Here is a 24,155-nt window from a genome sequence, read left to right on the forward strand (position 1 = left end):
CCTACGACCGTTCCCGTGCGCTGTTTTTCAAGCAGAATTTTATATTATATCGACGGTTGTTTGTGGTTTATCGACGTGAACGTGACACCCCTTCCATTTAACATGGTCTTTCTCCGCGGAGTCAGTCAAATTATTTTCAGAATAAGCAAAATAATTATATGAAAGCGCATACAAAACAACGTACAATGATAACCGATATGGACACCTATAGAAAGGAGGATCGTACGTCAACGCAGCATTATAATGAAAAAAAGGGGTTTTGAATTTAATGATTGGAAAAAAACAGCTGGCATCCGCCGCTCTTCTTCTCGTTTTACCGGGACTTGCCACCATGACAACAGGTGACGAAGCACTGGCGGATGAAGAAAGAGAAACCATTACCATCAATGGGAATGATGTCGATGAAGATCACCGGTTCAAAGGATTCGGCACGGTTTCTGCCAATAACACGACACGGTTGATGATGGACTACAAGGAGGAAAATCCAGAAGCATACTGGGAGATTATGCATCAATTGTTTGATCCCGAAACCGGTGCGGGGCTTGCCCATGTAAAAGTGGAACTGGGGGCGGATGTGAACTCTTCGTCCGGAACAGAGCCTGCCACCAAACGTTATGAGGATGAACCTGCCAATGTCCTGCGCGGAGCTGGATTTCAGTTCGCCGCCGATGCGAAATCGATCAATGAAAATATTACAACCGAAATCCTGCGCTGGGGAGAACCGCGGTGGACGTGGGAAGGCGTGGCCAATCAAAATTATGAAAAAAGATACCAATGGTACAAAGACACGATGGATGCCGTGGAAGAAGAATACGGCTTCAAACTCGATTATGTCGGTGTGACGCAGAATGAACGGGCCCAGAACGGCAACGGAAGAATTGACGAGGAATGGCTGCAGTATTTCACTTCTTCTTTAAAAGAGGAAGCCAATTATGAGGAGGATTACGAGGACATCAAACTTGTCGCCGCCGATGGATATCGTGATACATCTTCCATCAGCCAGACCCTTCTCGATCATGAGAACCTGCGGGAAGATATCGATGTGATCAGTACCCACTATGAAATTTCCGGTTCGGATGCATTAACAGAACTTCAGAACACCCTGGAAGATAACGGAAAAGAACCAAAAGACATCTGGATCTCCGAAGGTGTTGCCCCGATGGTGAACGCACGCTACCGGGAAAACATGGAGCCGCAGTACAACGGGCTCGGCGGACAGTACGGTATCGTGGATGTCACGTCCCGCATCATTTCCGCCTACTCCTGGGAAGGAGCCGGCGAGAATCCGCTGAACGCGGTATCTTTTGATTTCCAGCCTTCCGTGAGTGCTTTCTACGAAGGTGCGTCGTACAATCCAAAACATTTAATCAGCGCGAAAGACCCCTGGTCCGGTTTTTATGAAACAGACGGCGGTCTGCAGGGCGTGCGCCATGTTATGAACTTTGTCGAGCATGACGACCGCTCCACAGAGAAAAATGAGCGCTGGCAGTACGTGCAGGGCGCGACGACGAGTAACGGAGAATTTTTTGACGGCGGTATCGAAGTCGATACGGCCACGCGTAATCATATGACGCTGAAAGACCCGGAAACCGGCGACTACTCCACTATTTTCGCCAACAATACAGAAGATACCCGGCGCTACACGATTCAGGCGGAACAGTTAAATGGAAAGGAAAATGCCCCGGTTCATGTCTGGGAAACAAAAGGTTCAGAGGATGGCAGAGCGATTGATGAAAACTGGTTCCAGCACAAAGAAACAATCACACCCGAAGACGGACAGTACAGCATTAATGTAGAACCTTACTCGATTGTAACCATCTCCACATTGGACAAGCAGGCGGAGGTGGAAGGTTTCGAATATGAATCGGATCCGGTTGATACCTCTGAAGACACGATTCTTTCTCTTCCCTACGAGGATGATTTTGAATATGACGAGTACGGCACCGATGAAGAAGGAAGAGATTACATGGAACGCCGCGGCGGCACCCCGCGTTATACCACCGATCAAACCGGGGCATTTGAGGTCGTAAAAGAAGCGACGAAACCAAAAGAACAGGGCAGCGCTGAGCGGGTGGAACGTACGATTCCGCAGGCGGACGAGCACGGCAGCATGATGCAGCAGAAGATAACACCTGACATTATTGGTGCGGAATGGGCTGTCTGGGGTGGCACAGACGGCGCAAAGACCGACCGCAATCCGACAACCAATATCGGGGACCACCGCTGGGCGAACTATAAAGCCTCGTATGATTTTCTGCTCGACACCCACACCCCGAAAGCGGAGGACAGAAGCAATTATGCCTTGATCGGCGTCCGTCAGGTGAAAGCGGGCGGTGGTGATTCCCAGGCTCCGTATAATGCGAAAGTGTATGAGGATGGAAGCTATGAAATACTGAAAATGGGAAGCGTCGTTAAAGAAGGAACGGTCGACGGCTTCGACAGCAGCAAGTGGCACAATATAGCCCTGGAAGCCAAAGAAAATACGTTCACGCTGTATCTCGATGAAAAAGAAATCGCGAGCTACACCGATGAAGAAAAAACAGTCATGGCCGGACGGGTATCGCTTGGCTCCGGTTATTATGAAACACTCTTTGACAACCTGAAAGTCGAACCGCTGGACGGCTATGCCTATGAATCAGACAAAATAGACAACGCACAGGGACATGTCTACGATTCGAAAGAGGAAGCCCAAAGTAACGAAGACGACGTGAATCCAATCGGTTACGTGGGCGACTGGACCTACAGCCGTACCGGCTATGATCATTTCAACCGTACATTGATGACTACAGAAACCGATGTTCCGGTCTGGAACGGCGTGGACATTGACCACCAGGATACAACCGACACCCAGGGCACGTTAAATAAAGTCTACTATTCCGGAGACTGGTCCTCCAATGGATCAAATGCCTGGGGGTCCGGCGGAGAATCGTTTGAAATTACGTTTGAAGGAAATGAAATCCGGTTGTACGGCATCACAAATCCTTCCAACGGAACCGCCGATGTCTATCTTGACGGCGAACCGGCCGGAGAGGCAGATTACCTGAACAACAGCGAAAAAGAGCAGATGGTCTGGTCGGCAGAAAATCTGGAAGAAACCGAGCATACGTTGAAAGTTGTTGCAAACGACGGGTATGCGAGCTTCACCCACGCTGAGGTGGAAACATCGGAAGAGCGTCCGCTTACCACAAAGGACACCCTGGCTCCCGATGATTTCACGGCCGTATCAGAAGAATCAGCGATTGACGGGAACGATAACACTGTATATGCCTACCGTGAAGGGGAAAATGACTGGGGCGCCAACAGCACCAATGCGTGGGCAAATTTTGACGACAACCCGTACATTCTTGTCCATTTCACCGGAACCGGCATTGACTATTTAGCGGGCACCGGCGAAGAAACCGCCTATCAGGTGGAACTCGACGGCGAAGACATGGGGAGTCACACCGTCGACTCCGACACCGGCATCCGCTATTCCGTGCGCAACCTCGAAGAAGGACAACACACGTTGAAGGTGTCGCTTGGAGACAATGAAGCCAAAGAAACGTATATGGATTACCGCGGCGTCAATATTTACAGCACCCCGGATACAGAAGAACAAACAAACAGCATGGTGTTTGATTTTGAAGGTACAGGCTTTAACCTGTTCGGTGCCACGCCGGATGCGTTAATTGACGTGTACGTGGACGGCACCCTGATGGAGGAAGATCACCGGATTCATGCTACCGGCGCGAGGCAGACGTCCTACGTACTGCGGGGGCTCGAAAACAAAACCCACAGCGCCGAAATCGTCGTGAAAGGCGGAAGCTTTGTGCTGGACGGCATGGATGTGATTACTGGAGAAAATAACATCAGCGTCGATAAATCCTCGCTGCAGGAATTGTTTGACGCCCAGCAGGACAGAAACCATAAAGACTATACAAAAGACAGCTGGAAAACGTTCCATAAAACCAGGCAGAACGCAAAGCAGATACTGAAAAATCCGAACTCCACCCTGATTGAAGTCCATGCTGCAGAGAATTCCCTGCAGCAGGCCGTAGATGGACTGGTGGAAGCATAGGAACCGGGTCAGATCTCCGCTCCTCTTTTGAGGGGCGGAGGTCTTTTTTTGTGAGGGAGGATGCTGCATGTTATCGGCGCGAAGCTTTCTTTAAAACATGATATCATTGCGCACGAGAAAGCGGCCGTTGAAGGTCATCGGCACCCCTTCGCCGTTTCGTTCCGCGTGTATATGCAGATGGGGTTCGCTCGTGTTGCCGGTGACTCCGATTGGATCGCCTTCCTGCATGTGGGCAAGAAGCAATAATAGAACATGTGATTTCGCTCGATTTCGACAACGTTTCGCTTGCTTTCGACACGGTTTCGCCCGCAATCAACATAGATTCGCTCGTAACCTGCCTCATTGCGCCCGCATTCAGTGTGCTTTACTTCTATGTTAAAATAAAACATCAGCTAACGACAACGCAGCCGAGGAGTGAACCGTAATGGAGAAAAAAGACGTAGCAAGCCTGCGCCGGCAGTTCAAAGTGGACAATGATACCCTTACGATTTCCGAGATTTTTCATGTTTATATTATGAGAGACACGTCCGAGATCTATCATCACCAGAGTCAGCCGTTTGAGATGCTCGACCGCGAGCAGCAGGAACTTTTCATGAACAATTTCAAGAAAGTCCTGACCGGACAGCTCGATGAAAAATTGTTCGAGTTGAAGTTTCAGCGGGATGTGGAGAATTCCAGCCAGTTGATTCTGCATAAAGGGCTCTTAAGCACGGAGACCGAAGACTGGAAAGAACAGATGCTTCATATGACGCAGAAGATGATGGACAACCACACGTATGACAAAGATATCGTCATCACCTTTATCCGCGCGGAATACGCCATCCCGGCGGGGCGTCGGAGCGCAGACAGTGAGGAAGGCGGGACGGATACGATGTATTCCAACCCTTTTATTCTATGCAGCATCAACCAGACTGAAGAGCCGAAGCGGGAAATGCAGTTCGATTATATCGAAAAAGAATTCAAGTATAACGTTGCGACCGATCCGGTGATTGATCTCGAGCATCCGATGTCGGGATTTCTTTTTCCATCCATCACAGACGGGGCGGCTGATGTGAACCGTGTTCTCTATGCGGCAGGAAAAGCCAATGACCCTGATTACCGGTTCACCGAAGAGGTGTTAAATGGAGAAACGATCGTAACGGCTAAAGAAGATAAAGCCGTGTTTGAGGAAGTGATCAAAGACGTCACAGGCGGACAAGTCAGCCCTTCCACCCTCGCCAATGTGTACGGGGAGATTCACCGCGTCGTGGAAGAAAATGAAGAAGAAACCGCGCCGACTCTCGACTACAAAGACGTCGGACAGGTGTTGAAACAAAGCGGTGAAGATGTTGATCCCGAACAAGTGAAGACAGCGTTTCAGCGGGCTGTGGATAATGACACCCACGAACTGAAAGCAAGCAGTGTCGTCCCGAAATACAACTCAAAGTCAATCAAGATTAACACTAAAATTGCCAACATTTCCATCAGCCCGCAGGATCTCGAGTACGTCCGGCAGGTTAATTACAATGGGAAACGCTGTATTATGATTGAAGTGGAAGAAGACGCGGAAGTCGACGGGTTAAAAATGCTTCCGGAATCTTTTAATCCGTAATCCGCTTACAGCCAGACCCTTAACCCCTCCAGTACGTGCCCTATCACTTCCATAATCAGAGATCCTCTCTCCCTCTCTTTGCGGAGGGTCTTCTGCCCCTCCACCGTTATCATATAATACACCGCTCCGCTGGTCTGCTTCTGGTCGTCATACCAATAGGAACGTATCTGTTTTTTTTCTTCAAGCTTTTGCAGCTTACGATCCAGGTTTCTTTCGTTAAACCGGTTCATTGATTTCAACCGGAGACGCCTGGCCAGTTCCCTGCTCTGCATATCCTCGTGATACAGAAGCTCCAGAATGAGTGTGTTGCGGTTCGACTTACGTGCCACTATGTCTTTCCTCCTCTTTTACATCCGGTTTATGCTGAAACGCCTTCGGGTGGTTGAAAAGATAATGATCAAGAAGCGCGTACAGGATACCTGCTGCTCCAAAGGACAGAACCGCGGTCATGCTTCTCAGGTCATAAGCATCGATAAAAGGGGCGTAGGCGCCGGTAAAATACCAATATCCTCCCAATGCTCCGGCAGCCGTGTACATCAACATCCGCGGTATCACACGGTTCATAGTCCTGTTAACAATAAGCGTAAGCGGCAGAAAGGTGAAAGGATATCCGAGAATCGCAGCGAACCAGAGGATCACAATAAAACCTCTGCCGGGATAAGCCGACGTCCCTATTTTCGAACCTTCTGCCAGCTCAACAGCAAAGCCTGCTCCAAGACAAAGCAGCGCAAAAGGAATCCACATCATAAAACCCTGCCGTAAGATGTTCAACGTGTGCCTCCCTTTTTTTCTAGTTCCATACTATTTTATCACAAGACTGATCACATCTGGAATTTGGCTTTTGATCAATCTATATCTATTATAGATATAATGACTCTTTTATAGGGGTGAAAGAATGAAGTTTTCCAAAGCGACCAATTATGCGCTGCATACAGTCCTGTATTTTGTGGTGACCGACCCAAAAAACAGCAGCTGGGTGTACAGCCGCTGGCGGAGAAAATGGAGATTTCGCCGACGTATCTGTCCAAAATTTTAACCCAGCTCGTTAAAGCGGGTTTGGTGGAATCGGCGTCCGGAGCCAAAGGGGGATACCGTCTGCCGCGCGGATGGGAAGATATATCGTTTCTTGATATCATTCATGCCGTGGAAGGACCTGTCTCCCTTTTTGACGGCTGCCTGAATGATAACCCGGACTGCATGGTAAAGCAGGTGATGGTATCAGCCGAAGATACAATGGAAGAAGAACTGAAACAGAAGACATTAGCGGATTTTGCGGAACAAGTGCCGGCCGCTCTCTAAGCTGGTGCTGACTTTTTTCTGCTTATACAGGGTAAAAAAAGCTCCATCCGTGTTGAAAACGGATGGAGCTTTTTGTCTGTTCTATTATTCTGCCGGCTGCAGGTCTTCGATGGATTCGATATCCATATATGTTGGTACGGCAAGACCTGTTTTGGCGCCTTCCAGGTTAGCACCGAGATCTACAATATTATCTTTGTGTTCTTCATAGAAGGTGCCGTGTGTTTCCGGCATCCAAGCTGCTGTTGATCCGTCCACATCTCCATTGGCAACTGCCTCAAACACGACAGATGGATCCACTGGTGTGAGCGTTACGTCATACCCTTTCTGCTCCAGTGCCAGTTTAACAACGGCTGAGGATGCGCGCTCGGAATCCCACGGAGTAAGTGCCAGTTCAACTTCCTCACCGTCTACGGATTCCACGCCGTTGATCCATTCATCTACTTTATCCTGGTTGTTATCCACCCACTCCTGGGCTACTGTCTCAATATCCTTTTCCTGGGCTTCAAGAAGGAAGGATTCCGAATCCTCCAGTGTCCATTCGAAACGGTCCAGGATTTTGTAAACTCCCGGCATATCTTCTTCCAGTTTCGTTCTTGCTAACGTTCTGATTTCTTCGGCTTCCCCATACACGTTCTGCGGATCTTCCAGATACTTCAGATCAAACTGGGCAAACTTATAGTGTGGGTTCCAACCGGTAATCACAATAGGTTCTTCATTATCATATCTTGTTCTGAGTTCCGACAGCATAGCTGCGGTTGAAGAAGCATTCTGCTCCCAGCCGGCAAGACTGTCATACTCGGAGAGGGCATCGTCTGTAGATTGTGTAATTCCTGCTCCCGGCTCGATACCGGTAATTGTGTATTCCACGGCTTCTCCTACATTTGCAGAAGATTCTGTCTGATCACCGGAACTTTCGCCGGATTCTTCTCCTGAGCTGCCGCTTCCTTCTCCTGAACCTTCACTGCCGCTTTCTCCTGATTCATCCTGACCACATGCAGCCGTCAACATCGTTAACGACATACCTGCTGTTAAAGCTATTTTCTTCCAATTTTTCTTGAACATCTTGTACTTCCACTCCTTCTGCGCTGTTTTAACTTTTGAAGTTATCCATATCGACCTTTTTTAATGTCTCTGTTAACAGCTGATTTAATTCTACTCGATTGCTTATTTTTCCTCAAACGGTATATATCATAATTTTCGGACATATAGAGCTCTTAATGCAGACTTTACAAAATTTTAATAGAGTATCTATAAATATCTTCTTTATAGTCGTTATATGTATTTTAAAATCCATTTTTGCGAAAGGGAGACGATTCTTTTTACCCATGTTCATGGTAAAAAGGAATCAATAAAACACGTAATTACTCCAGTGCGTCGTATATTCTTTGGTTCTTTTTTCATTTAATGCGTCCCGCGACGCCAACGCGTTATAATGAAATTATCCTGAGCCGATACGGAGGTCGCTATGATAGTTCATTATCACCTGGGCGCGGTTAGCGTCATCATCCTGCTGTTCGCTGTCGTCCATTACCTTTACAGCAGACAGATGAAAAAAACAGCCTTGATTGTCCACAATCTGCTTCGGCTCTTTTATCTCGCAGCTATTATGACAGGGTTCCTGCTTCTTGGTCTCGTTCCCGTTAACCTTGGAGGTCTCGGCAAACTGGCGCTCGGCATCATCAGCATCGGACTGATCGAAATCTATTTCAGTCATTATAAAAAAAATGACGCCCCAAGACCCTTTCTCGTCGTCGTCCTTGTTATTCTCACACTGACCGTTCTCACCGGAATGCTGCTGCCGCAGGGAATTTCCCTGTAAATCAAAAAGGCTGTTCCTTTTGTGATGAACACACGGAACAGCCTTTTTCATCAGATTTTCTGTTATGTGGGGAACAGGCTGCGAAAGGGAACATGTCAGCGCAGTCTGACGTTCTGCAATGCTTTCTGATGACGGAGGATGTCGCGCAGTTGCTGTATCTCAGTTTCGCCTGCGAAGAAATGTTTCGGCACGACAACAGCCCGCTCCTTCGTAAGGTATAACTGAAAAAAGTCACGGCGCTCACGTACTCCGTGAAGCCGGCGCCATTCCATAAAGGGCTGCTCCTTCGTCCTTTTTTCATAAAAGCCGTCCTGCTGGAATATGTACGTTACCCCGTCCTCCATCATGGAGTTACTTTGATTTTGTTTTTTCAATTTATATTTTATGATCATCCATCCTGTAAGCATGCCCGCCGCTTCAACCAAAAGGGTGATGGCAGCCGTACCTATCACTCCCATCGCAAACTGCAGGTGAAATACGATGTAAATGGGAATGAAAGCAATGACGCCGATGACCACCATTTTTCTCATCGTATGAAGACGAAAATGCTGCAGCGCATCGTGAAAGCCGAGCCTCCCCTCTGCTGTGACGGTGGATTCTTCTGTGGTATCCATAGTTGTTACTCCTTTGCTCGTTGTATTCGTGTTTCGCTCGAAAACGTTGGGTTTCCGCCCGCTTTCGACATGGTTTCGCTCGTTTTCGACAGGAATCCGCCCGAAACAGCCGTTTTTTCGCTGGAAACGTCCGAGCTGGTTACATTCAACTAATCGTATTTATACGTTTTTTGGTGCCATAAACAAGAACAATCCCGAACCACTACAGAAAAAATGACTCAGACCCTGTATCCAGAACTATCCCCTCATATTTACATTCAATCATTCCTATGATAATTTTTCCATAATCTATTTTCTTTTCAGATAGGAGGAAGAGTATAATACCCTTCTTCTTTGTCTTAAACGGGAAACAAAAGTATGGAGGAAAAGGAGTATCAAATTGAACTGGCATGAGTGGAAGCCCTATGAATACCCCGGCACAAATTTTGCGAGAATCTTTTGTCTGGCAGTTATTGCTTGCGGCATCCAGGTGATTCTCGATCATGTTATGCCTTTTCTGCATGAATACTATACCACCATGTATCATGGTGCTGAATTTGTACCTGAAGGGTTTCCTACTGGATTTGATATTTATTATACTGAACTTCCTCATGTATTGCTGGCTTATCTCTTTTTTATCGTACCATTTTCGATGTATGCTTTTACGATAAAGAAGACTAAACTCTTTCAAAGTATATTCTTTACAGTGACGTCCCTTGCTCTTTTGTCCTTGCACGATTACAATATAGTGATTTCTTATTTAGGGCTGTCAGAAACCATCCATCTGTTTAGAAATGCTTATATATCACTGCCTGTCATGGCCGCACTGCATTACTTTTTACCACAGCCCAATCCCGTTTTCTCCCCTGAAACCAAGAAAAACATACATAGTAAAAAGAGCCCTCAAACAGAATAACATCCTTTTACAGTAAAAGGGAAAGCACACCCTGCTGCTAAGAGTGTGCTTTCACGCTATACTCCCAATCTCTATGTCATCAGGGGAAAATCTTTCAAACCAAGTGGCTCAGTCACATTCAAGATCTCGTCTAACATATCACTGCCATTGTATTCACAACCATCCCAACATGGTTTATCCGTTGCTTGAATCCCTTGTTTTTCATCAAAATTTGAATGGTCATTCGAACGTTCAGCGAATGTTTCTGCTTCCTTTAAAGCATGGTTCAGCGGGCTGTCACTGCTCTCCCCGGCCAAGCTTTCTTGAGCAGCTTTATTATATTCATTCTCCGAAACATTTGAGAAGAAAAAGTCCGTTTTTTTGCCGCCATATGATATACCGATACCAACCAAATTTCCGTCCTCTTTATAACCCGCTCTACCTTCTATTAAAGCACTGACTGTTTGCGGGTCCATTTTGTCACCGTTGTTATGGATAAATGTATAGTCTGACGAAAATGAGAAAGAATCCTTTTGGACATGAGATAGCTGTAATTGTTCAACAGACACTTTTTTAAATTCATCTTCAGGCAGATCTACTTCGTACAATTCTTGTGCTGACGCACTGCCGCTAAAAGTTCCGCCAAGAACTAAAGTAAACACAGCACAAAGTAAAAGTTTAGATTGTCTAGTAAATAACACTATGTTTCCCTCCTCTCGGGTTATATGTAAAATTCCATATACGGCTTTTCTTCTTTATAATAATCCAATCTATCCTGCAGGGTTCCTGTATGAAATTCAAACTTGTGCCCATCCGGATCCGTAAAGTAGATGGATTTCTTATCCCTCTCCTCCCTTTCGCGTCCCGGTAAAATCGTGACACCCAGATCCAGAAGCTTTTTGTACACCCTCTCAAAATCGGCCTCTTCAATGGAGAAGGCGATATGAGTATAAGACGCGTGAATGTCACCGCGGGGGATATTTTCTTCCACATTCAATGCGAGCCACATTCCGTTCAAGTCGAAATAAGCAGTGTGTCTGCCTTTTACCAGCAATGTTGCCTCAAACACGTTTTGATAAAAACGAATGGACTTCTCCAGGTCAGACACTGAAAATAAAAAATGATTCAGACCCTTTATATACACTATCTCTATTGCTTCTAATAAGTCATGAATACGCATATGATTTTTCATTTTACTCACCTTTCGTTTCCCCCAGACCAGCATTTATAGTTCCTTTTAGTATAGCTGATCAGAGAGGGATTAGTAACGAAAAAGTGCTAACTCTAATCTAGCAGTTACACCATAACGCTTTCTTAACAAAAACCCCTACTATTTAGGCAGGGGTTTTTAGCATCTAATATTTAATTTTCCTGTTTTTCAGGCTGCTCTCCGTGCTCTTTCCCAAAATTCTCCATCATATCTATGATAGGTAATAACTGCTTACCTTTTTCTGTTAAACCGTAAATAACTTTTGGAGGCACTTCAGGATAAGCAGTCCTATTTATAATACCGTCTTTTTCTAATTCTCTTAGTTGTTTTGTTAATGAACCTTGGGAGATACTTTCAAGAAATTTTTTAATCTGATTATATCTTCTATCTTTTTCCTTCAAATACCATATAATTAAATTTTTATAACGTCCTGAAATAATATTTTGTGTATAAGCGATACCATAGATGTCTCTGTGTTCTTCTATAACCTTTTTATCAAATCCATAGTTACAAATCTTAACCATCAAAAAGCCCCCCACTGTACAATAGTACAATATTTAGTACTATGTCTTTTTTTATTGCCTTCTTCCATAGATATGCTAACAACTTTAATATAGTGTATATCAAAAATAATAAAAATGAAAGAAGGATAAATATGAACGAAACAATTTCGTTATTACAAAATCATAGTTCAGTGAGAAGTTTTAAAAATAAAAAATTATCAGAAGAACAAGTTAACCATATATTTAAAGCTGCAAATCAAGCATCTTCATTCAGTTTGTTGCAAGCAGTATCCATAATTCGTATTACAGATGAAAAAGCGCGAAAAGAAATTATGAAATTATGTGGGGATCAACAATATATTCAAGACGCTTCGGAATTTTGGATATTCTGTTCTGATTTTAATCGTAATCACCAAATTGCTCCACATGTCGATATCTCTTATACAGAGTTCCTACAAATAGGCGCTGTAGACGCTGGGTTAATGTCACAAAATGCTATGGTAGCTGCTGAATCAATGGGACTTGGTGGTGTATATATCGGTGCTGTTAGATTAAATATCGAAGAATTAACAGAATATCTTGAATTACCAGAGTATGTTATTCCAATTGTTGGGTTATGTATCGGTTACCCAGCTGAAGAAAAAAGTGACTTAAAACCACGTCTTCCTCAGTCAATCGTAATGCATACAAACAAATATGAACCATTTAATTTAGAAGATATTGAAAAATATGATGAAGAGATGAGAAATTACTATGAAAATAGACCAATTAGAGCACCATTCACCGCTAGGAAAGTCAAAGGTTGGAGCGATCATATCGATGATCATTTAGAAAGAAGCATACTACCTAACATGCTTCGCTTCTTAAACAAGCAAGGTTATGCCAAAAAATAGAGATGATAGATAGAATGTTAGAAATTCAATTACTAAATGAAATTTGCACTGCAATTTAGTAGTTGGTTATGGTGGAGAATTTAAATCTTGGAGATTTTAAAATGGATTATTATGTGAATTTGGACTATCCATATAATATAGCTGGTATTTAAAAGCACCCGATGTCGTCAGTCATGGTTTTGTGGACTAGTATATGTAACAGAAACATTCAATACGTTTTTAATATCTATTGAATATATGTTTACCGTTTGATAAACATATGATTCAGAATAATTCTTTATATACAAATTCTTTAGGAGGAACAATAATGAGGTTTGGAATTATAGGTGCAGGGCCAATTGGGTCAATTATTTCGAAAAAATTAGTTAATAATGGACATGATGTCAAAATTGCAGATGCACGAGAAATTGAACGTTTAGAAGGAAAAGAGCTTGGCGGAACACCTGTTCATGTAGAAGATGCAATTACAAATATTGATGTTCTTATCACTTCTCTCCCTGTAAAAGCAATGCCAAGCATTCGGCACATCATCGATCAAGTCGGGGAGGAAGTGATCATTGTAGATACTTCAAATTATTATCCTCATAGAGACGGCAAAATTGAAGAAATTGAGAACGGGATGGTTGAAAGTGTTTGGGTTTCACATCAATTAGGCAGACCTATCATTAAAGCTTTTAATAACTTATTAGCCCATACTTTAGAAAATGAAGGAACATCCGAACATTCTAGTGGACGAATTGCTATTTCAGTTGCTGGTAATGACCTATCACAAAAACAAGTAATCATGGACGTAGTAAACGAGCTAGGCTTTGACACAGTAGATAGTGGTTCTTTAAGTGATTCTTGGAGACAACAGCCGGGAACTCCTGCTTACTGCACGGAGCTAACAAAAAATGAACTGACGGAAGCGTTGAAAAAGGCAAACAAAGAAAAAGCACCATTACTACGAGACAAGGCGATGGAGCGGTTTGCAGAACTCTTTGCAGAAAACAAGGAAGGGGAAGTATCACATAAGGATATTGTGAATATTAACAGAGAAATATACAATTCATAAAAACAAAAGGTGCACTCAATCAGAGCGCACCTTTTTGTGTATCCATTTATTCTCATAACTTGTGTAGATATATGTTTACCTATTTCTTTTTTTCCTCCAAATAAGCATGAATATTATTGGTAATTCTGAGAACTTACAAAAATCCTTCCAGTTCGATCTCAATTTTTTTCAAAAACAGAATCTAAGTATGACTTTTTTCCACTAACCTGACCATTCGCTTAAGTACATTCTTTCACAAGGTTACCTAAAAATGAAGACCGTTACACAGTATATGTTTACTACGTAATATAAGAGTTACTCAATAATCTGGCCTTATAACGGAATCAAGCGATTTTTAAAATTTGACGGTTTGTCAAGCTAAGTGTAGCACTTCCTCCTCAAACGCTTCGTGGGCGGTTTTTCAGCCCAAACATTTTCTCGGACGTCCGTTGATAAGGGCTGGTGCTCGTTCCAGCTCTTTTTCGGTAACCTGGGCTACATCACTTGCTTTGGGAAAGAATTCGCGAAGGAGGCCTTTTGCCTATTCATTGCCCCCTCGCTGCCAGGATGAATAAGGATCGGCAAAATAAACATCGATGCTGCATTCCTGCTCGATTGTTGGATAACAGGCGAATTCTTTTCCCCCGGTCCACCGTGGCCGTTTGAAAAGCCTGTTCCTGAGTACAAGTGGACGGTGGTGCCGAAGGCCCCCTAAGGAATAAAACATTATCAAATTAATAAATGAATTTCAATGTGAAGAAAGAGTATATACTTTTCTTTTAAAATAACGGTCATTTCATCGCATAAATCGTAAGAGGTTTTATAAATACTGGCGTTCACCGGTTTGTGCTGCTTTTTCTACTGCATCAAGAAGCTGATGAAGTTTTACCGCATCCGCAAAACCAGGAGTTAGGGATGTTCCTTCTTGTATATCTTTAGCAAACTTACTGTGCGCCTGAGCGACATTCAGCACTAACCCTGCATCGTTTTTAAGGGAATCTGGTATCCAGTAATAAGTATCTGGGATTGTTAATTCATGAAGCTCTTGATCCGTAGGGCCTGCACCTAGTACTTGGTGTGATCCAAATTGAATGGAACCAGGCGCATTGAGTACGATTGTGCCCTTGTCTCCGAAAATTTCAAGAGTAAGCCCTGTTTGGTGCTTAACCCCTCCTTGTACATGAACGCTGGCTGCTGCGCCGTTGGTTAATTTTCCTGTAATCATTATTTGATCATCTGTCGTTTTTTCAATGACTTTTTGGACATCCGTCAATTCGACTTCAGGGAATTGTTGCGCTGTGACGGCTGACAGTTCTTTAAATTCACCAAGCATATAGGTGAAGGCATCAAGATTATGGCCGCCAACAATCGTGAGCAAGTTTCCTCCTATCTTCCGATCAAATAAGTACGCAGTAGCCTTGTCAGCCACTCCACCCATTGCATCAATAGACATCTTTAAGTTGGCTGACAAAACGTTTCCAACATAGTCTTCCGCCAATAAATCTTTCACATAATTGATGGCTGGTGCCTGTCTTGCCTGCAATCCAATCGCATTGGGCAATTGCCGGGAATCCACCCATTCCTGCATTTCAAGCGCTTCCGTTGTATTTGAGCCCAGAGGCCATTCACAATAAATCGGTTTGCCGGCAGGAATAATAGCTTTTACTGCATCATAATGTTCCTTTACGTTGATGCTGACGACTGCCATATCCACATCGGAATGTTGAGCCAAATCCTCCACTTTATCAAAAGCATGAGTTGCCTTGAAGGCCTCAGCGCTTTTCTTGGCACTGTCCATATTGCTGGTTCCAACTGCTTTAAGCTCAAGCTCATTCAGGTGCTCCATTGCTGGAATATGTGTCCCTCTAGCCCATCCGTTATTAATTGATCCGCCTATAATACCTGCTCGTACTTTTTTGTCCATGAGAAACAACTCCTTTTTCATAATCAACGCTGTAAACCATTGAAATCTTTTTTCCATTTCCAAAAAACAAACGACGTTATTTGGTTATCTTCGCGGACGATCTTTTTGTGAAGCGCTCGAGCGCTATCATCGATGCCTCCCCATTTTCTTCCGTTAAGCCGTAAACTTCCACAAAATCAGGGAAAAATAAATGCCGGAGCCCGGTGCATTCTTCTTCGATTTGATAAAGAACCGCAAGTGCCTCCTGGTAGTCCGTTGGTAAATAGTCTCCCAGTACGGTGCTGATGCGGCGTATCCTTTTTTTAAAGGGCAGCCCTTCCCACCCTCCGCCGTCACAGCTTCTGCGAAACGTTCCGCTTCAAAGGCAGGATACACCCTCTGAACGTTGGCTCCGAACGAAAATAAAAATTGTTTGTTGAAGCCATATTTTATTACATCAGCCACCTGACATCTCTCCTTATGCATTAAAATATTCCTTATACAGATTTCCCAGTCCGTAAGAACCAGATAGCTTTTCTTTTCAACAAGCAAACGATTGTAATTTCTTATTCCAGGTGTCGGGAAGTCTGCATCTATTTAGGAATGCTTATATATCATTGTCTATCGTAACCGCCTTGTATTCCTTTTTCCACAACCAAACACAATCCCTTTACAGCAGCATTAAAAACACACCCTGCTTCTAAGGGTGTGTTTTTAAGCTCTTGGCATAGTCCCCATTTATCTTCCCTGCTCATATACTAATCACAAAGAGGTTACTAATAATGCGGTGAGTTATTCTAAAGCTTTAAAAAATTCTGTTGCATGTGCTCGGGTCAATTCTCCATCCGCATCATAACGTTCTGTTTCCGTTTCCCCTTCGACACGTCCTGTTGTTATATCGTTCTCATACATCCACTCAATCGCTCGTTCTTGCCCGTATTCATTTCCATTCATATGGGCGAGTACTTCCGCTACCGTTCCACGCGTAACTGAATTGTTCCTTGCTGACTCGTTTGTGTACCCATTTAATGGAGGCCCTTTCTCTTCTAAAGCGTTATAGATACCGTCCGCCCAATGACCATCCGGAGAGCCAACTTCCGATTCCCCGTAAAATTCCAATAGCATTTTCGCAAACTGCGCCTCTGTTAACGCATTACTCGGACGAAACGTTCCATCGTCATACCCATCAATCAGACCCCTTTGATCTGCCCATGAAAGTGATTCAAAAGCCCAGTGACTATCCGACACATCCGTATATGACATTGTTTGCTTGTTCTCTTCTTTCTCTCCGCTTTCCGTCACTTCCTGGATTTTATTTCGGATTTCGGTGTTATCGAATACCCCGTTAAATGACTCACTCCCTTCTCCTGTGGCAAAGACAGGAACAGCATTACCAGTGTGACCCCCTGTACTGCTTTCGCTGCGGACATTCGAGTCAACAACACCAACTTTATATTCTTCGGCTATCAGACTGCCGATTTCCCAGCCTACTTCGTGAATCGGGCGGATGCTGCCTTCCTCGTTTTCGATTCTTTCAAGTAATGAGGCTACTTGTTCTTCAGAGATTTCCATGTTGGCATATTCAGAGAACACGTTTCTAATGCTTTCCTCGGTAAACGTTCCCGTCTCATCATCCATTTCGAGTTCCTGTGCCATATACTCCGGAGACACATCAATATCTCGAAGGCTTTCGACGTCCATCGGTTCCGTCATGGACATCCCCATCGTGTCATGATCAGAAACCACAAGGACAAGGGTGTCACCCCGTTCTTCCGCCCAATTGGTGACCTGCTCCACAGTACGATCGAATTCCATGGTTTCCTGCCAAACACCGGTGGCGTCTGCAGCATGAGCGGCATGATCAATGCGGGCTCCTTCCACCATCAGGAAAAACCCTTCGTCATCCTGTGAAAGGACATCCAGGCTTTTGCTTGTCATTTCTTCAAGAGAAGGTTCTTCGCTATCCACGTTATCCCGGTCTGTTTTGTAATTCATGTAAGAATCGTTGAAAAGACCAAGAAGTTTATCCGGCGTTCCAGCCTCGTTCAGGCTTTCTTCATCTGTGACATACTCATAGCCGTCCTCCACAAATTCTTGGGTTAAATCCGTGCCGTCCTGGGCTTCAGCTGAGAAATAATCTCCGCCGCCTCCCAGCATCACGTCATACTGAGCTTCGTACTGCTGGCGGGCAATATCCGCCTGGCCGCTTCTATCAGAAACACTTGCGGTAAAAGCGGCAGGTGTGGCATCCGTTACGGTATTTGTTGAAATAACCCCTACCTTTTTTCCATCCTTTTGATATTGATCCAGTATGCTTTCGACCTCATCACCATCTTCATCAACGCCGATGCCACCGTTATACGTCTTAGAGCCGGTGGCAATAGCTGTACCGGCAGCGGCAGAATCCGTTACGGCGTTATCATCTGAATAGGTCCTCATCATACCCACATCATCCAGGGATTCCATAAACAAATCCGTATCTTTACCGCCTTCAAGGTTTCGGGCAATTTCCATTGGACCGGCGGAAAGACCGTCTCCAATCATGACAATGACATTTTCCGGACTGCTGTTTTCTCCGGAAGAAGGCACCCCGGATGATTCATCAGCTTCGGTTAGATTTGAATACCCCAGTATACCCCCTGCTGCAACTACAACGGATGTCAAAGCAGTCATCCACTTTGTCTGTGCTTTCATTTTTACATCCTCCCCCCTCATTATTTGCTGAATGTTTGAAATTTTCCTTAATTTTAAGAAGGATTTCCCGCCCTTGTCAATTGGAACAGATGGAAAACAATAAGTTCTGTTCAGCTGATTTAATGAAGAAAACGCTTTCAAAAAATTCGCATCAAACTCCTTTCTAAAGGAATACTATACTAATCATAAAGGTTAGACGTCCAACAACGCAACATTTTTTTTGGAGACGGTTTCTCAACCTACATGCAACACTTCCTGCTCAAACGCTTCGTGAGCGGTTTTTCAGGCCCTCGTGCGTTTTTTCTTTCGATAACGGGTTCCAGTGATGTTTTGTAAGCGTAAAAAGGTGCTGCCCTTTTGGAGCGACAGCATCTCACATTTACATTCAACCATTCCTATGATAATTTTTCCAGAGACTATTTTCTTTTTTCAGAGGAGTGTGCTGATACATTGGAGCGGATAGTACTAAAAAGCAGTCTTTATGGATTTGTCACCGGCTTATGTGTAATGATTCTTTTCACCCCTTATAAGCACGTGGATAGAAATGCCCCGTCCCCTGGTGTAACCGTGACGGAAACAACCACCTCCAACCTCGGTGAATATGTCTTACTGCTGCTTAAAGGCGGCATTATTTCTGCTATCATTTTTGTGCTGATTGGTTTCGTCCTCGTAAAAAGGAAAGAAAGCAATGAATAAGGATAACACAATCAAAGAGAGCCCGCTGTGATACATAACAAGGATGGAGATGAGCATGTTGTTTTCCGCTCGAAAACGTTGGGTTTCCGCCCGATTTCGACATGGTTTCGCCCGATTTCGACAGGAATTCGCTCGAAACAGACGCTTTTTCGCTGGAAACGATTCATAACTAAGCTGGCTCTGTCGTTCAGCTGCCCCTGCAGGGCCCCGGACGCATTCCTCCTCTTAAAAAACTCCTGTGCTTGCTCAGCACAGGAGCGTTACCGGTTATTCCGGGATATACGGCAGGTCGCCGTTGTTTGGGATGTTGATGACGTGGGTGTCGGTGTAGGCGAGCAGGCCTTCTTCGCCGTATTCGCGCCCGATGCCGGACTGTTTCACACCGCCGAATGGGTACCGGACATCGAGCCCCTGGACAGCCGCGGTGTTGATCATGGTGGTCCCGGCCTGAATGCGGCGCGCGACCTTCACTGCATGTTCTTCTTCACCCCATACCGAGCTCGTCAACCCGTAGATACTGCTGTTGGCGAGTTCAATACCGTGTTCATCTCCGTCAAACGGCAGGATCGGTACGGTCGGTCCGAATTGCTCTTTTTCCACAATCGGATCCTCGTGATCCACGCCAAGTACCATCGTCGGCTGCATAAAATACCCTTCATGGAATACATCCTCATCCAGAATGGTGCCAAGCTTTATGACCTCGGCGCCGTTATTTTCCGCCTGATCCAGCAGGTTCTGCACGTGATCGACCTGCTGTTTGTTATTGATCGGCCCGATCGTGACGTTTTCGTCAACCGGGTCACCGACTCTGATCCATTGATCCGCCGCTTCTTTGTACTTTTTGACAAATTGATCGTAAATCGAGCGGTCCACATAGATCCGCTTGGCAATCATGCAGATCTGACCGGCGGTGAGAAAATTGGAAATGACCATGCGGCGCATCGCCCGCTCATCGTTCACATCAAAGTCGCTCAGTACGACGGCGGCATCATTTCCGCCCAGTTCAAGCGTCATATTCTTGATTGTATCGGCGGCTGCTTTCATAATATGTTTGGCTGTTTCTGTCCCGCCGGTGAATGCAATCTTCGCCACTTTTGGATTGGAGGTTAATTCCTTCCCAACATCGGCATCCCCGTGAACAAGGTTCAACACCCCGTCCGGCATTTCTTCGGCGATCATTTCCGTCACTTTGGTCACTGCAAGCGGAGCGTAAGGACTTGGCTTGAGCACCATCGTGTTACCGGCGAGCAAAGCCGGCGCGATTTTTATGGTGGATAGAGACAGCGGATAGTTCCAGGGCGAAATAGCGGAAACGACACCGATGCCGTCGCGGGCGATGATGGTTCTGCCGTTTTCGTCTTCGTTCACTTCGCTTTTCAGCACGTCTTCCACGTTGTCACACGCGAATTCCATCCACGCGAGCGACACGCCGATTTCGCCTTCCGCATCATACAACGGCTTCCCGTGTTCTCTCGATAACAGTTCCTTGATCGCCGGCGTGGTATCTTTTATCTTTTGAATCGCTTTTCTCATCCGCTGAATCCGATCGTTCACCGGACGGTTCGTCCAATCGAGAAACGCGTCATCCGCTGCATCAATTGCACGGACGGCATCCTCTTCTGTATTGACGGGGGAAAACCCGGCCGTCTGCTTTGGATGAGCAGGATTTTCCCGCGTTTCATACGTCTCGGCTTTTATTTTTTCTCCATTGATAACTCCATCTACGGTCAATTCCTGTTCATACATAGGGGAGTCCCTCCTTTTTTATTTAAAGCAAAGCCAGCGTGTATGCTGTGGGGATTTTTCTCAGACGCTCGTTGAGGAAGGTATAAGCTGCATCCGGTTCCTGTTCCTTTATCAATGCCATGACGTAGCTTTCCAATCCCCGTTCTGCTTCTATGTCTTCGGGTGGGCTGTCACCATGTCCTTCCACGTACACGGCACGCCGTGCAACGGCAGAAAGTGTCTTTTCGAATGTAATGGTGTGCTGCCAGTCATCTCCGAAATCATACTGGTAGGTGATGTCTGTGTAATCCGGCAGTATGTCTTTCAGTGGAGTGATATGTTCCAGTCGTACTTCCGATTTGCCGGTATCCATAACATCCAGCATATCCAGCGCGCCGTCCATGACAATGGTCATGGGTTCCTGTCCATTTCTGCCTGCAAAAAATTGATGAAGATGCGAGTCCTTCCATTCAAATACGACCTGGATGACCTGATGGAGATGTTCAAACGTAAATGTGGCAGGCACATACACCCGTCTCCAAACGTTATGTTTCTTCAATGGCAGCTCAATATGCAGCTGATACAGCTCCACATCGAGTACCTCCGCCGTGTCATACATCCGGCCAAGGCACTCCACCATCCGCTCCGCCGGGAAAAATGCGTCCTGTTCTCCTTCCGATTGTATCATCCGGGCTGCCTTCATGCTGAGAGGTCGTTGGATTTTTCGGTTTTCTTCGATATAGGACCCCTCAAATTCCACGTCCACCGCCGCACGATTCATTTTCCCAATCCAACGTTGATCCGATGCTTTCGAGATAACTAAGCCGCCGCCCTCTGACATATAGCGCTCCAGCACGTCTTCCCGGACTCCTTCCATCCGCAGAACCTCTCGTATCGCTTCAGCCATCAGGTCCGGCATTTCCGAAAAATCTTCATCTTCCACCTCGCCGATAACAATCGGATATCTCGATTCATCATTCATTAGCAAAACAGCAGGACGGTCCCCTATCATGATCACATTCGCATGCCACCCCGTAAGAAGGTCGGAACGGTCCCGGGGTTTGTCCGCCGCAGCCAGATCTTCATCCTTTATCTCCATTTCTTCACGCAGTGCTTTCGTGCACTGAATCAGCATAGGATCCCTCCATCTATGAAATGGGTACTACCCGTATATGGATGTAGAATATTCAAGGTTCTGTGTTTCCTTTTCTACATTTATATCACATTTCCCTTTAACCAATCATAGATAACGTGTTCAGTGATTTTTGTAAGCATCAAAAAAGTGCTGCCCTCTTCGAGTGACAGCACCTCACAACTACTTAAAATTTGCCACTTTATTTGAAATGAAATAGGCTGAAGTGGCAATCAACAGCCCCATCATTATAGGGAAAGAACCTAAACGAGTCCCAAAAGTTATTTCTTGACTTGAAAAACTTCCCCCACTCGAGAAATCAGGAGTAAACATAGATGTTAGTATCGTGCCCGATAAAATCTGAAACACGACGTATAGCAGCCCAAAACTAACTATAAACACCAAATATTTTTTCATATTTGCCCTCCCCCTTCAATTTCCATACCTTATACTGATTTGATTGTAACAAAAAAGGACAGCACCTTAAACGTTACTATGAAGTTGTCCTAATTAAACTGCTTTCTTTCAAAATTAAATGGCCACTAAGATTTAGTTCTTGAATTGGGAACGGCATTTCCTGAGAAAAAAGATATTCCGGGACATTGCCGGATCACCTATTCCGTATTCCCTAACTTACTAATCGCTTTCTCCCTAAACTCACCATCTTCCACCATCGCGTTTAAGAAATCATGAAAGACTTTCCGTATCCACAACAATTCATACCGCTTTTCATCTTGAACAAACACGGAAAGAGCTGCCGAGTCTTGACCATCCGTTTGATACATCGCTGAAGTCAGTGTAAACGCTGTTGATCCTCCCTTAAACCACCGCCGCTTTCCGCTCTCGTTTGCTCTTCCAAGAATGCGGTCAACCAATTCCTTGTCATTATCCGATAAATCATCCGATTCGCCTGCCCTCATCATAAACGCTGCGTATTGTTCTGTCGTGGAAGAAGGTAATTTATCCATCAAAACACGCTGAACAGTCATATCGTTAATGGTCGACAATTCCTTGAGATAGGGACCTGCCTTTTTGTTTAACACGTTATGTAACATCGTATTGGACAAGTTCTCGAATTCGTTTTGATTCATCTCTTTTATCGTCTGAGCCATCTGTGCTTTCTTCCAGCCATACTCAACTTTTAAATAGGCAGGAATCAACATTGCTGAACTAAAAGCATAAATCGCTGAATGAGGATGGAGACTGTACTTTGTAAGAGTGTGATTAATACGATCTGCACCTAACTCATGAAAAAGAAAGTCCGTACACGCATTTGAACTAAACTGCATCATACCCTGTGCGATTTGAAACAGATTGACCTCATCCCCTATATTATTCTCTGTCTTCCATCTTGGATGAGCTCCTCCATCCGTATTCTCGAAATAGAGGTCATCAAGATCCTCTACTTTAACCTTCTTATCAAGCACGACTTTCTTTTCTTTTACCGCTTCAACCAAGGTGAAAAGGTAAATCAATTTAACAGTACTTGCAAGCGGCATTTCTTTATCTTCATTGAAGGTGAGCAACTTACTCTTATTTTCCAATAAAGTTACTGAGCAGGCGTCTCGGTGTTCTTCAATATAGGTGAGAAGGTCTTCTTTTGTTTTTGATAAGTGTTTCATTTTTACTACATACACCATAATGGTTGGAATAATGATTAAAAGCATCAACACTCCGACGATTATTACTAAAAGTAATTTCATCGTATACTCCTTTTAAAAAACGCTTCTGTGCTCAGCACGGGAGCGTAATGATACAGCTTCAGAGTTTCACTTGAGCTTTTCCAGACGTTCATCTAATGCTTTCCTGTCTTCCTTATCTTCGGCGGTCGCAAGCCCCTTTTCATACAAAACCTGTGCTTTATGATAATTCATCCTTCCTAACTGAACAACTACCGGGCTGAATAAATTCCTTTAAGACGGAGCCCGGGAAACCTCCCGCGCTCCGTTTTTTTATAAAAAATTTTTCTGTGTGAAGAATTCTCACATTCGATGGGTGAAGTCTGAATATCCGCGGAAATCCAGGAGATTATTCGTGAACACCTGTCATGGAGTGATGTGAAGCGGAAACTGATACGAATACGACTATTAAACAGAGGAAAATCAAGATTAT

The 24,155-nt window shown here is 44.8% G+C and carries 21 protein-coding genes and 2 pseudogenes; 9 read left to right on the top strand and 14 right to left on the bottom strand.

What is annotated here, in order from left to right:
• The first annotated feature begins 268 nt into the window (after positions 1-268).
• The 3 genes from ACFSUB_RS15365 (at position 269) to ACFSUB_RS15375 (ending at position 5,648) form a co-directional block, all read left to right on the top strand.
• Positions 269-4,057, top strand: a complete 3,789-nt coding sequence (locus ACFSUB_RS15365) for an S-layer protein (RefSeq protein ID WP_380714144.1) — start codon at positions 269-271, stop codon at positions 4,055-4,057.
• Between the two features lie 60 nt (positions 4,058-4,117).
• Positions 4,118-4,303 carry a hypothetical protein gene (locus tag ACFSUB_RS15370; protein ID WP_380714145.1) on the top strand — a complete coding sequence of 62 codons (186 nt, stop codon included), beginning with the start codon at positions 4,118-4,120 and terminating at the stop codon, positions 4,301-4,303.
• 178 nt (positions 4,304-4,481) lie between these two features.
• Positions 4,482-5,648, top strand: a complete 1,167-nt coding sequence (locus tag ACFSUB_RS15375; protein ID WP_380714146.1) for a DUF4317 domain-containing protein — start codon at positions 4,482-4,484, stop codon at positions 5,646-5,648.
• Between the two features lie 5 nt (positions 5,649-5,653).
• Here the strand turns inward: ACFSUB_RS15375 and ACFSUB_RS15380 are convergent, their stop codons facing one another.
• Positions 5,654-5,977: a hypothetical protein gene (locus tag ACFSUB_RS15380; protein ID WP_380714147.1), complete on the bottom strand. Its 324-nt coding sequence runs from the start codon at positions 5,975-5,977 to the stop codon at positions 5,654-5,656.
• Positions 5,967-6,419 (bottom strand): hypothetical protein, encoded by a 453-nt coding sequence (locus ACFSUB_RS15385; protein WP_380714148.1) that lies wholly within the window; start codon positions 6,417-6,419, stop codon positions 5,967-5,969. The genes ACFSUB_RS15380 and ACFSUB_RS15385 overlap by 11 nt, the downstream gene beginning before the upstream one ends.
• Before the next feature lie 124 nt (positions 6,420-6,543).
• Here ACFSUB_RS15385 and ACFSUB_RS15390 point away from each other — a divergent pair.
• Positions 6,544-6,947, top strand: a pseudogene (locus ACFSUB_RS15390) (RrF2 family transcriptional regulator).
• Positions 6,948-7,031: 84 nt separating this feature from the next.
• Here ACFSUB_RS15390 and ACFSUB_RS15395 read toward each other — a convergent pair.
• On the bottom strand, positions 7,032-8,009 hold the full coding sequence (locus ACFSUB_RS15395) for a glycine betaine ABC transporter substrate-binding protein (RefSeq protein ID WP_380714149.1): 978 nt from the start codon (positions 8,007-8,009) through the stop codon (positions 7,032-7,034).
• 403 nt (positions 8,010-8,412) lie between these two features.
• On the opposite strand from ACFSUB_RS15395, the gene ACFSUB_RS15400 reads away from it, so the two are divergent.
• Positions 8,413-8,766: a DUF1516 family protein gene (locus ACFSUB_RS15400; protein WP_380714150.1), complete on the top strand. Its 354-nt coding sequence runs from the start codon at positions 8,413-8,415 to the stop codon at positions 8,764-8,766.
• A gap of 95 nt (positions 8,767-8,861) precedes the next feature.
• On the opposite strand, the gene ACFSUB_RS15405 is transcribed toward ACFSUB_RS15400, so the two are convergent.
• Complete coding sequence (locus ACFSUB_RS15405; RefSeq protein ID WP_380714151.1) at positions 8,862-9,380, bottom strand: YcxB family protein; 519 nt, start codon at positions 9,378-9,380, stop codon at positions 8,862-8,864.
• Positions 9,381-9,759: 379 nt separating this feature from the next.
• Here ACFSUB_RS15405 and ACFSUB_RS15410 point away from each other — a divergent pair, with 379 nt between their 5' ends.
• Entirely contained in the window at positions 9,760-10,275 is a 516-nt protein-coding gene (locus ACFSUB_RS15410; protein ID WP_380714152.1) for a hypothetical protein, read from the top strand.
• Positions 10,276-10,346: 71 nt separating this feature from the next.
• Here ACFSUB_RS15410 and ACFSUB_RS15415 read toward each other — a convergent pair whose 3' ends face one another.
• The 3 genes from ACFSUB_RS15415 to ACFSUB_RS15425 all read right to left on the bottom strand — a co-directional run bounded on the left by ACFSUB_RS15415 (position 10,347) and on the right by ACFSUB_RS15425 (position 11,988).
• Entirely contained in the window at positions 10,347-10,955 is a 609-nt protein-coding gene (locus ACFSUB_RS15415) for a hypothetical protein (protein ID WP_380714153.1), read from the bottom strand.
• Positions 10,956-10,975: 20 nt separating this feature from the next.
• A complete protein-coding gene (gene fosM, locus ACFSUB_RS15420) occupies positions 10,976-11,434 on the bottom strand; it encodes a FosM family fosfomycin resistance protein (RefSeq protein ID WP_380714267.1) in 459 nt (152 codons plus the stop codon).
• Between the two features lie 182 nt (positions 11,435-11,616).
• Positions 11,617-11,988 carry a winged helix-turn-helix transcriptional regulator gene (locus ACFSUB_RS15425; protein ID WP_380714154.1) on the bottom strand — a complete coding sequence of 124 codons (372 nt, stop codon included), beginning with the start codon at positions 11,986-11,988 and terminating at the stop codon, positions 11,617-11,619.
• 131 nt (positions 11,989-12,119) lie between these two features.
• On the opposite strand from ACFSUB_RS15425, the gene nfsA reads away from it, so the two are divergent.
• Both nfsA and ACFSUB_RS15435 read left to right on the top strand, forming a co-directional pair.
• Entirely contained in the window at positions 12,120-12,860 is a 741-nt protein-coding gene (gene nfsA, locus ACFSUB_RS15430) for an oxygen-insensitive NADPH nitroreductase (protein WP_380714155.1), read from the top strand.
• Between the two features lie 307 nt (positions 12,861-13,167).
• On the top strand, positions 13,168-13,914 hold the full coding sequence (locus ACFSUB_RS15435) for an NADPH-dependent F420 reductase (protein ID WP_380714156.1): 747 nt from the start codon (positions 13,168-13,170) through the stop codon (positions 13,912-13,914).
• A gap of 400 nt (positions 13,915-14,314) precedes the next feature.
• On the opposite strand, the pseudogene ACFSUB_RS15440 reads toward ACFSUB_RS15435, so the two are convergent.
• From ACFSUB_RS15440 to ACFSUB_RS15450, 3 genes and pseudogenes are all read right to left on the bottom strand, one after another.
• Positions 14,315-14,564 (bottom strand): annotated as a pseudogene (locus ACFSUB_RS15440) (IS30 family transposase); the annotation flags it as partial.
• A 149-nt stretch (positions 14,565-14,713) separates the two neighbouring features.
• Entirely contained in the window at positions 14,714-15,817 is a 1,104-nt protein-coding gene (locus ACFSUB_RS15445; RefSeq protein ID WP_380714157.1) for a Gfo/Idh/MocA family protein, read from the bottom strand.
• A 771-nt stretch (positions 15,818-16,588) separates the two neighbouring features.
• Positions 16,589-18,490: an alkaline phosphatase gene (locus ACFSUB_RS15450; protein WP_380714158.1), complete on the bottom strand. Its 1,902-nt coding sequence runs from the start codon at positions 18,488-18,490 to the stop codon at positions 16,589-16,591.
• 357 nt (positions 18,491-18,847) lie between these two features.
• Here ACFSUB_RS15450 and ACFSUB_RS15455 point away from each other — a divergent pair, with 357 nt between their 5' ends.
• On the top strand, positions 18,848-19,186 hold the full coding sequence (locus tag ACFSUB_RS15455) for a hypothetical protein (protein WP_380714159.1): 339 nt from the start codon (positions 18,848-18,850) through the stop codon (positions 19,184-19,186).
• A 267-nt stretch (positions 19,187-19,453) separates the two neighbouring features.
• On the opposite strand, the gene ACFSUB_RS15460 is transcribed toward ACFSUB_RS15455, so the two are convergent.
• The 4 genes from ACFSUB_RS15460 to ACFSUB_RS15475 form a co-directional block, all read right to left on the bottom strand.
• Positions 19,454-20,932 carry an aldehyde dehydrogenase family protein gene (locus ACFSUB_RS15460; RefSeq protein ID WP_380714160.1) on the bottom strand — a complete coding sequence of 493 codons (1,479 nt, stop codon included), beginning with the start codon at positions 20,930-20,932 and terminating at the stop codon, positions 19,454-19,456.
• Between the two features lie 22 nt (positions 20,933-20,954).
• Positions 20,955-22,046: a plasmid pRiA4b ORF-3 family protein gene (locus ACFSUB_RS15465; RefSeq protein WP_380714161.1), complete on the bottom strand. Its 1,092-nt coding sequence runs from the start codon at positions 22,044-22,046 to the stop codon at positions 20,955-20,957.
• 180 nt (positions 22,047-22,226) lie between these two features.
• Positions 22,227-22,460, bottom strand: a complete 234-nt coding sequence (locus ACFSUB_RS15470) for a hypothetical protein (protein ID WP_090927273.1) — start codon at positions 22,458-22,460, stop codon at positions 22,227-22,229.
• Positions 22,461-22,657: 197 nt separating this feature from the next.
• A complete protein-coding gene (locus ACFSUB_RS15475; protein ID WP_380714163.1) occupies positions 22,658-23,746 on the bottom strand; it encodes a serine hydrolase in 1,089 nt (362 codons plus the stop codon).
• Positions 23,747-24,155 lie beyond the last annotated feature (409 nt).

It is taken from the genome of Salibacterium lacus (genome assembly GCF_042684865.1).
In the GTDB taxonomy this organism is placed as follows: domain Bacteria; phylum Bacillota; class Bacilli; order Bacillales; family Marinococcaceae; genus Salibacterium; species Salibacterium lacus.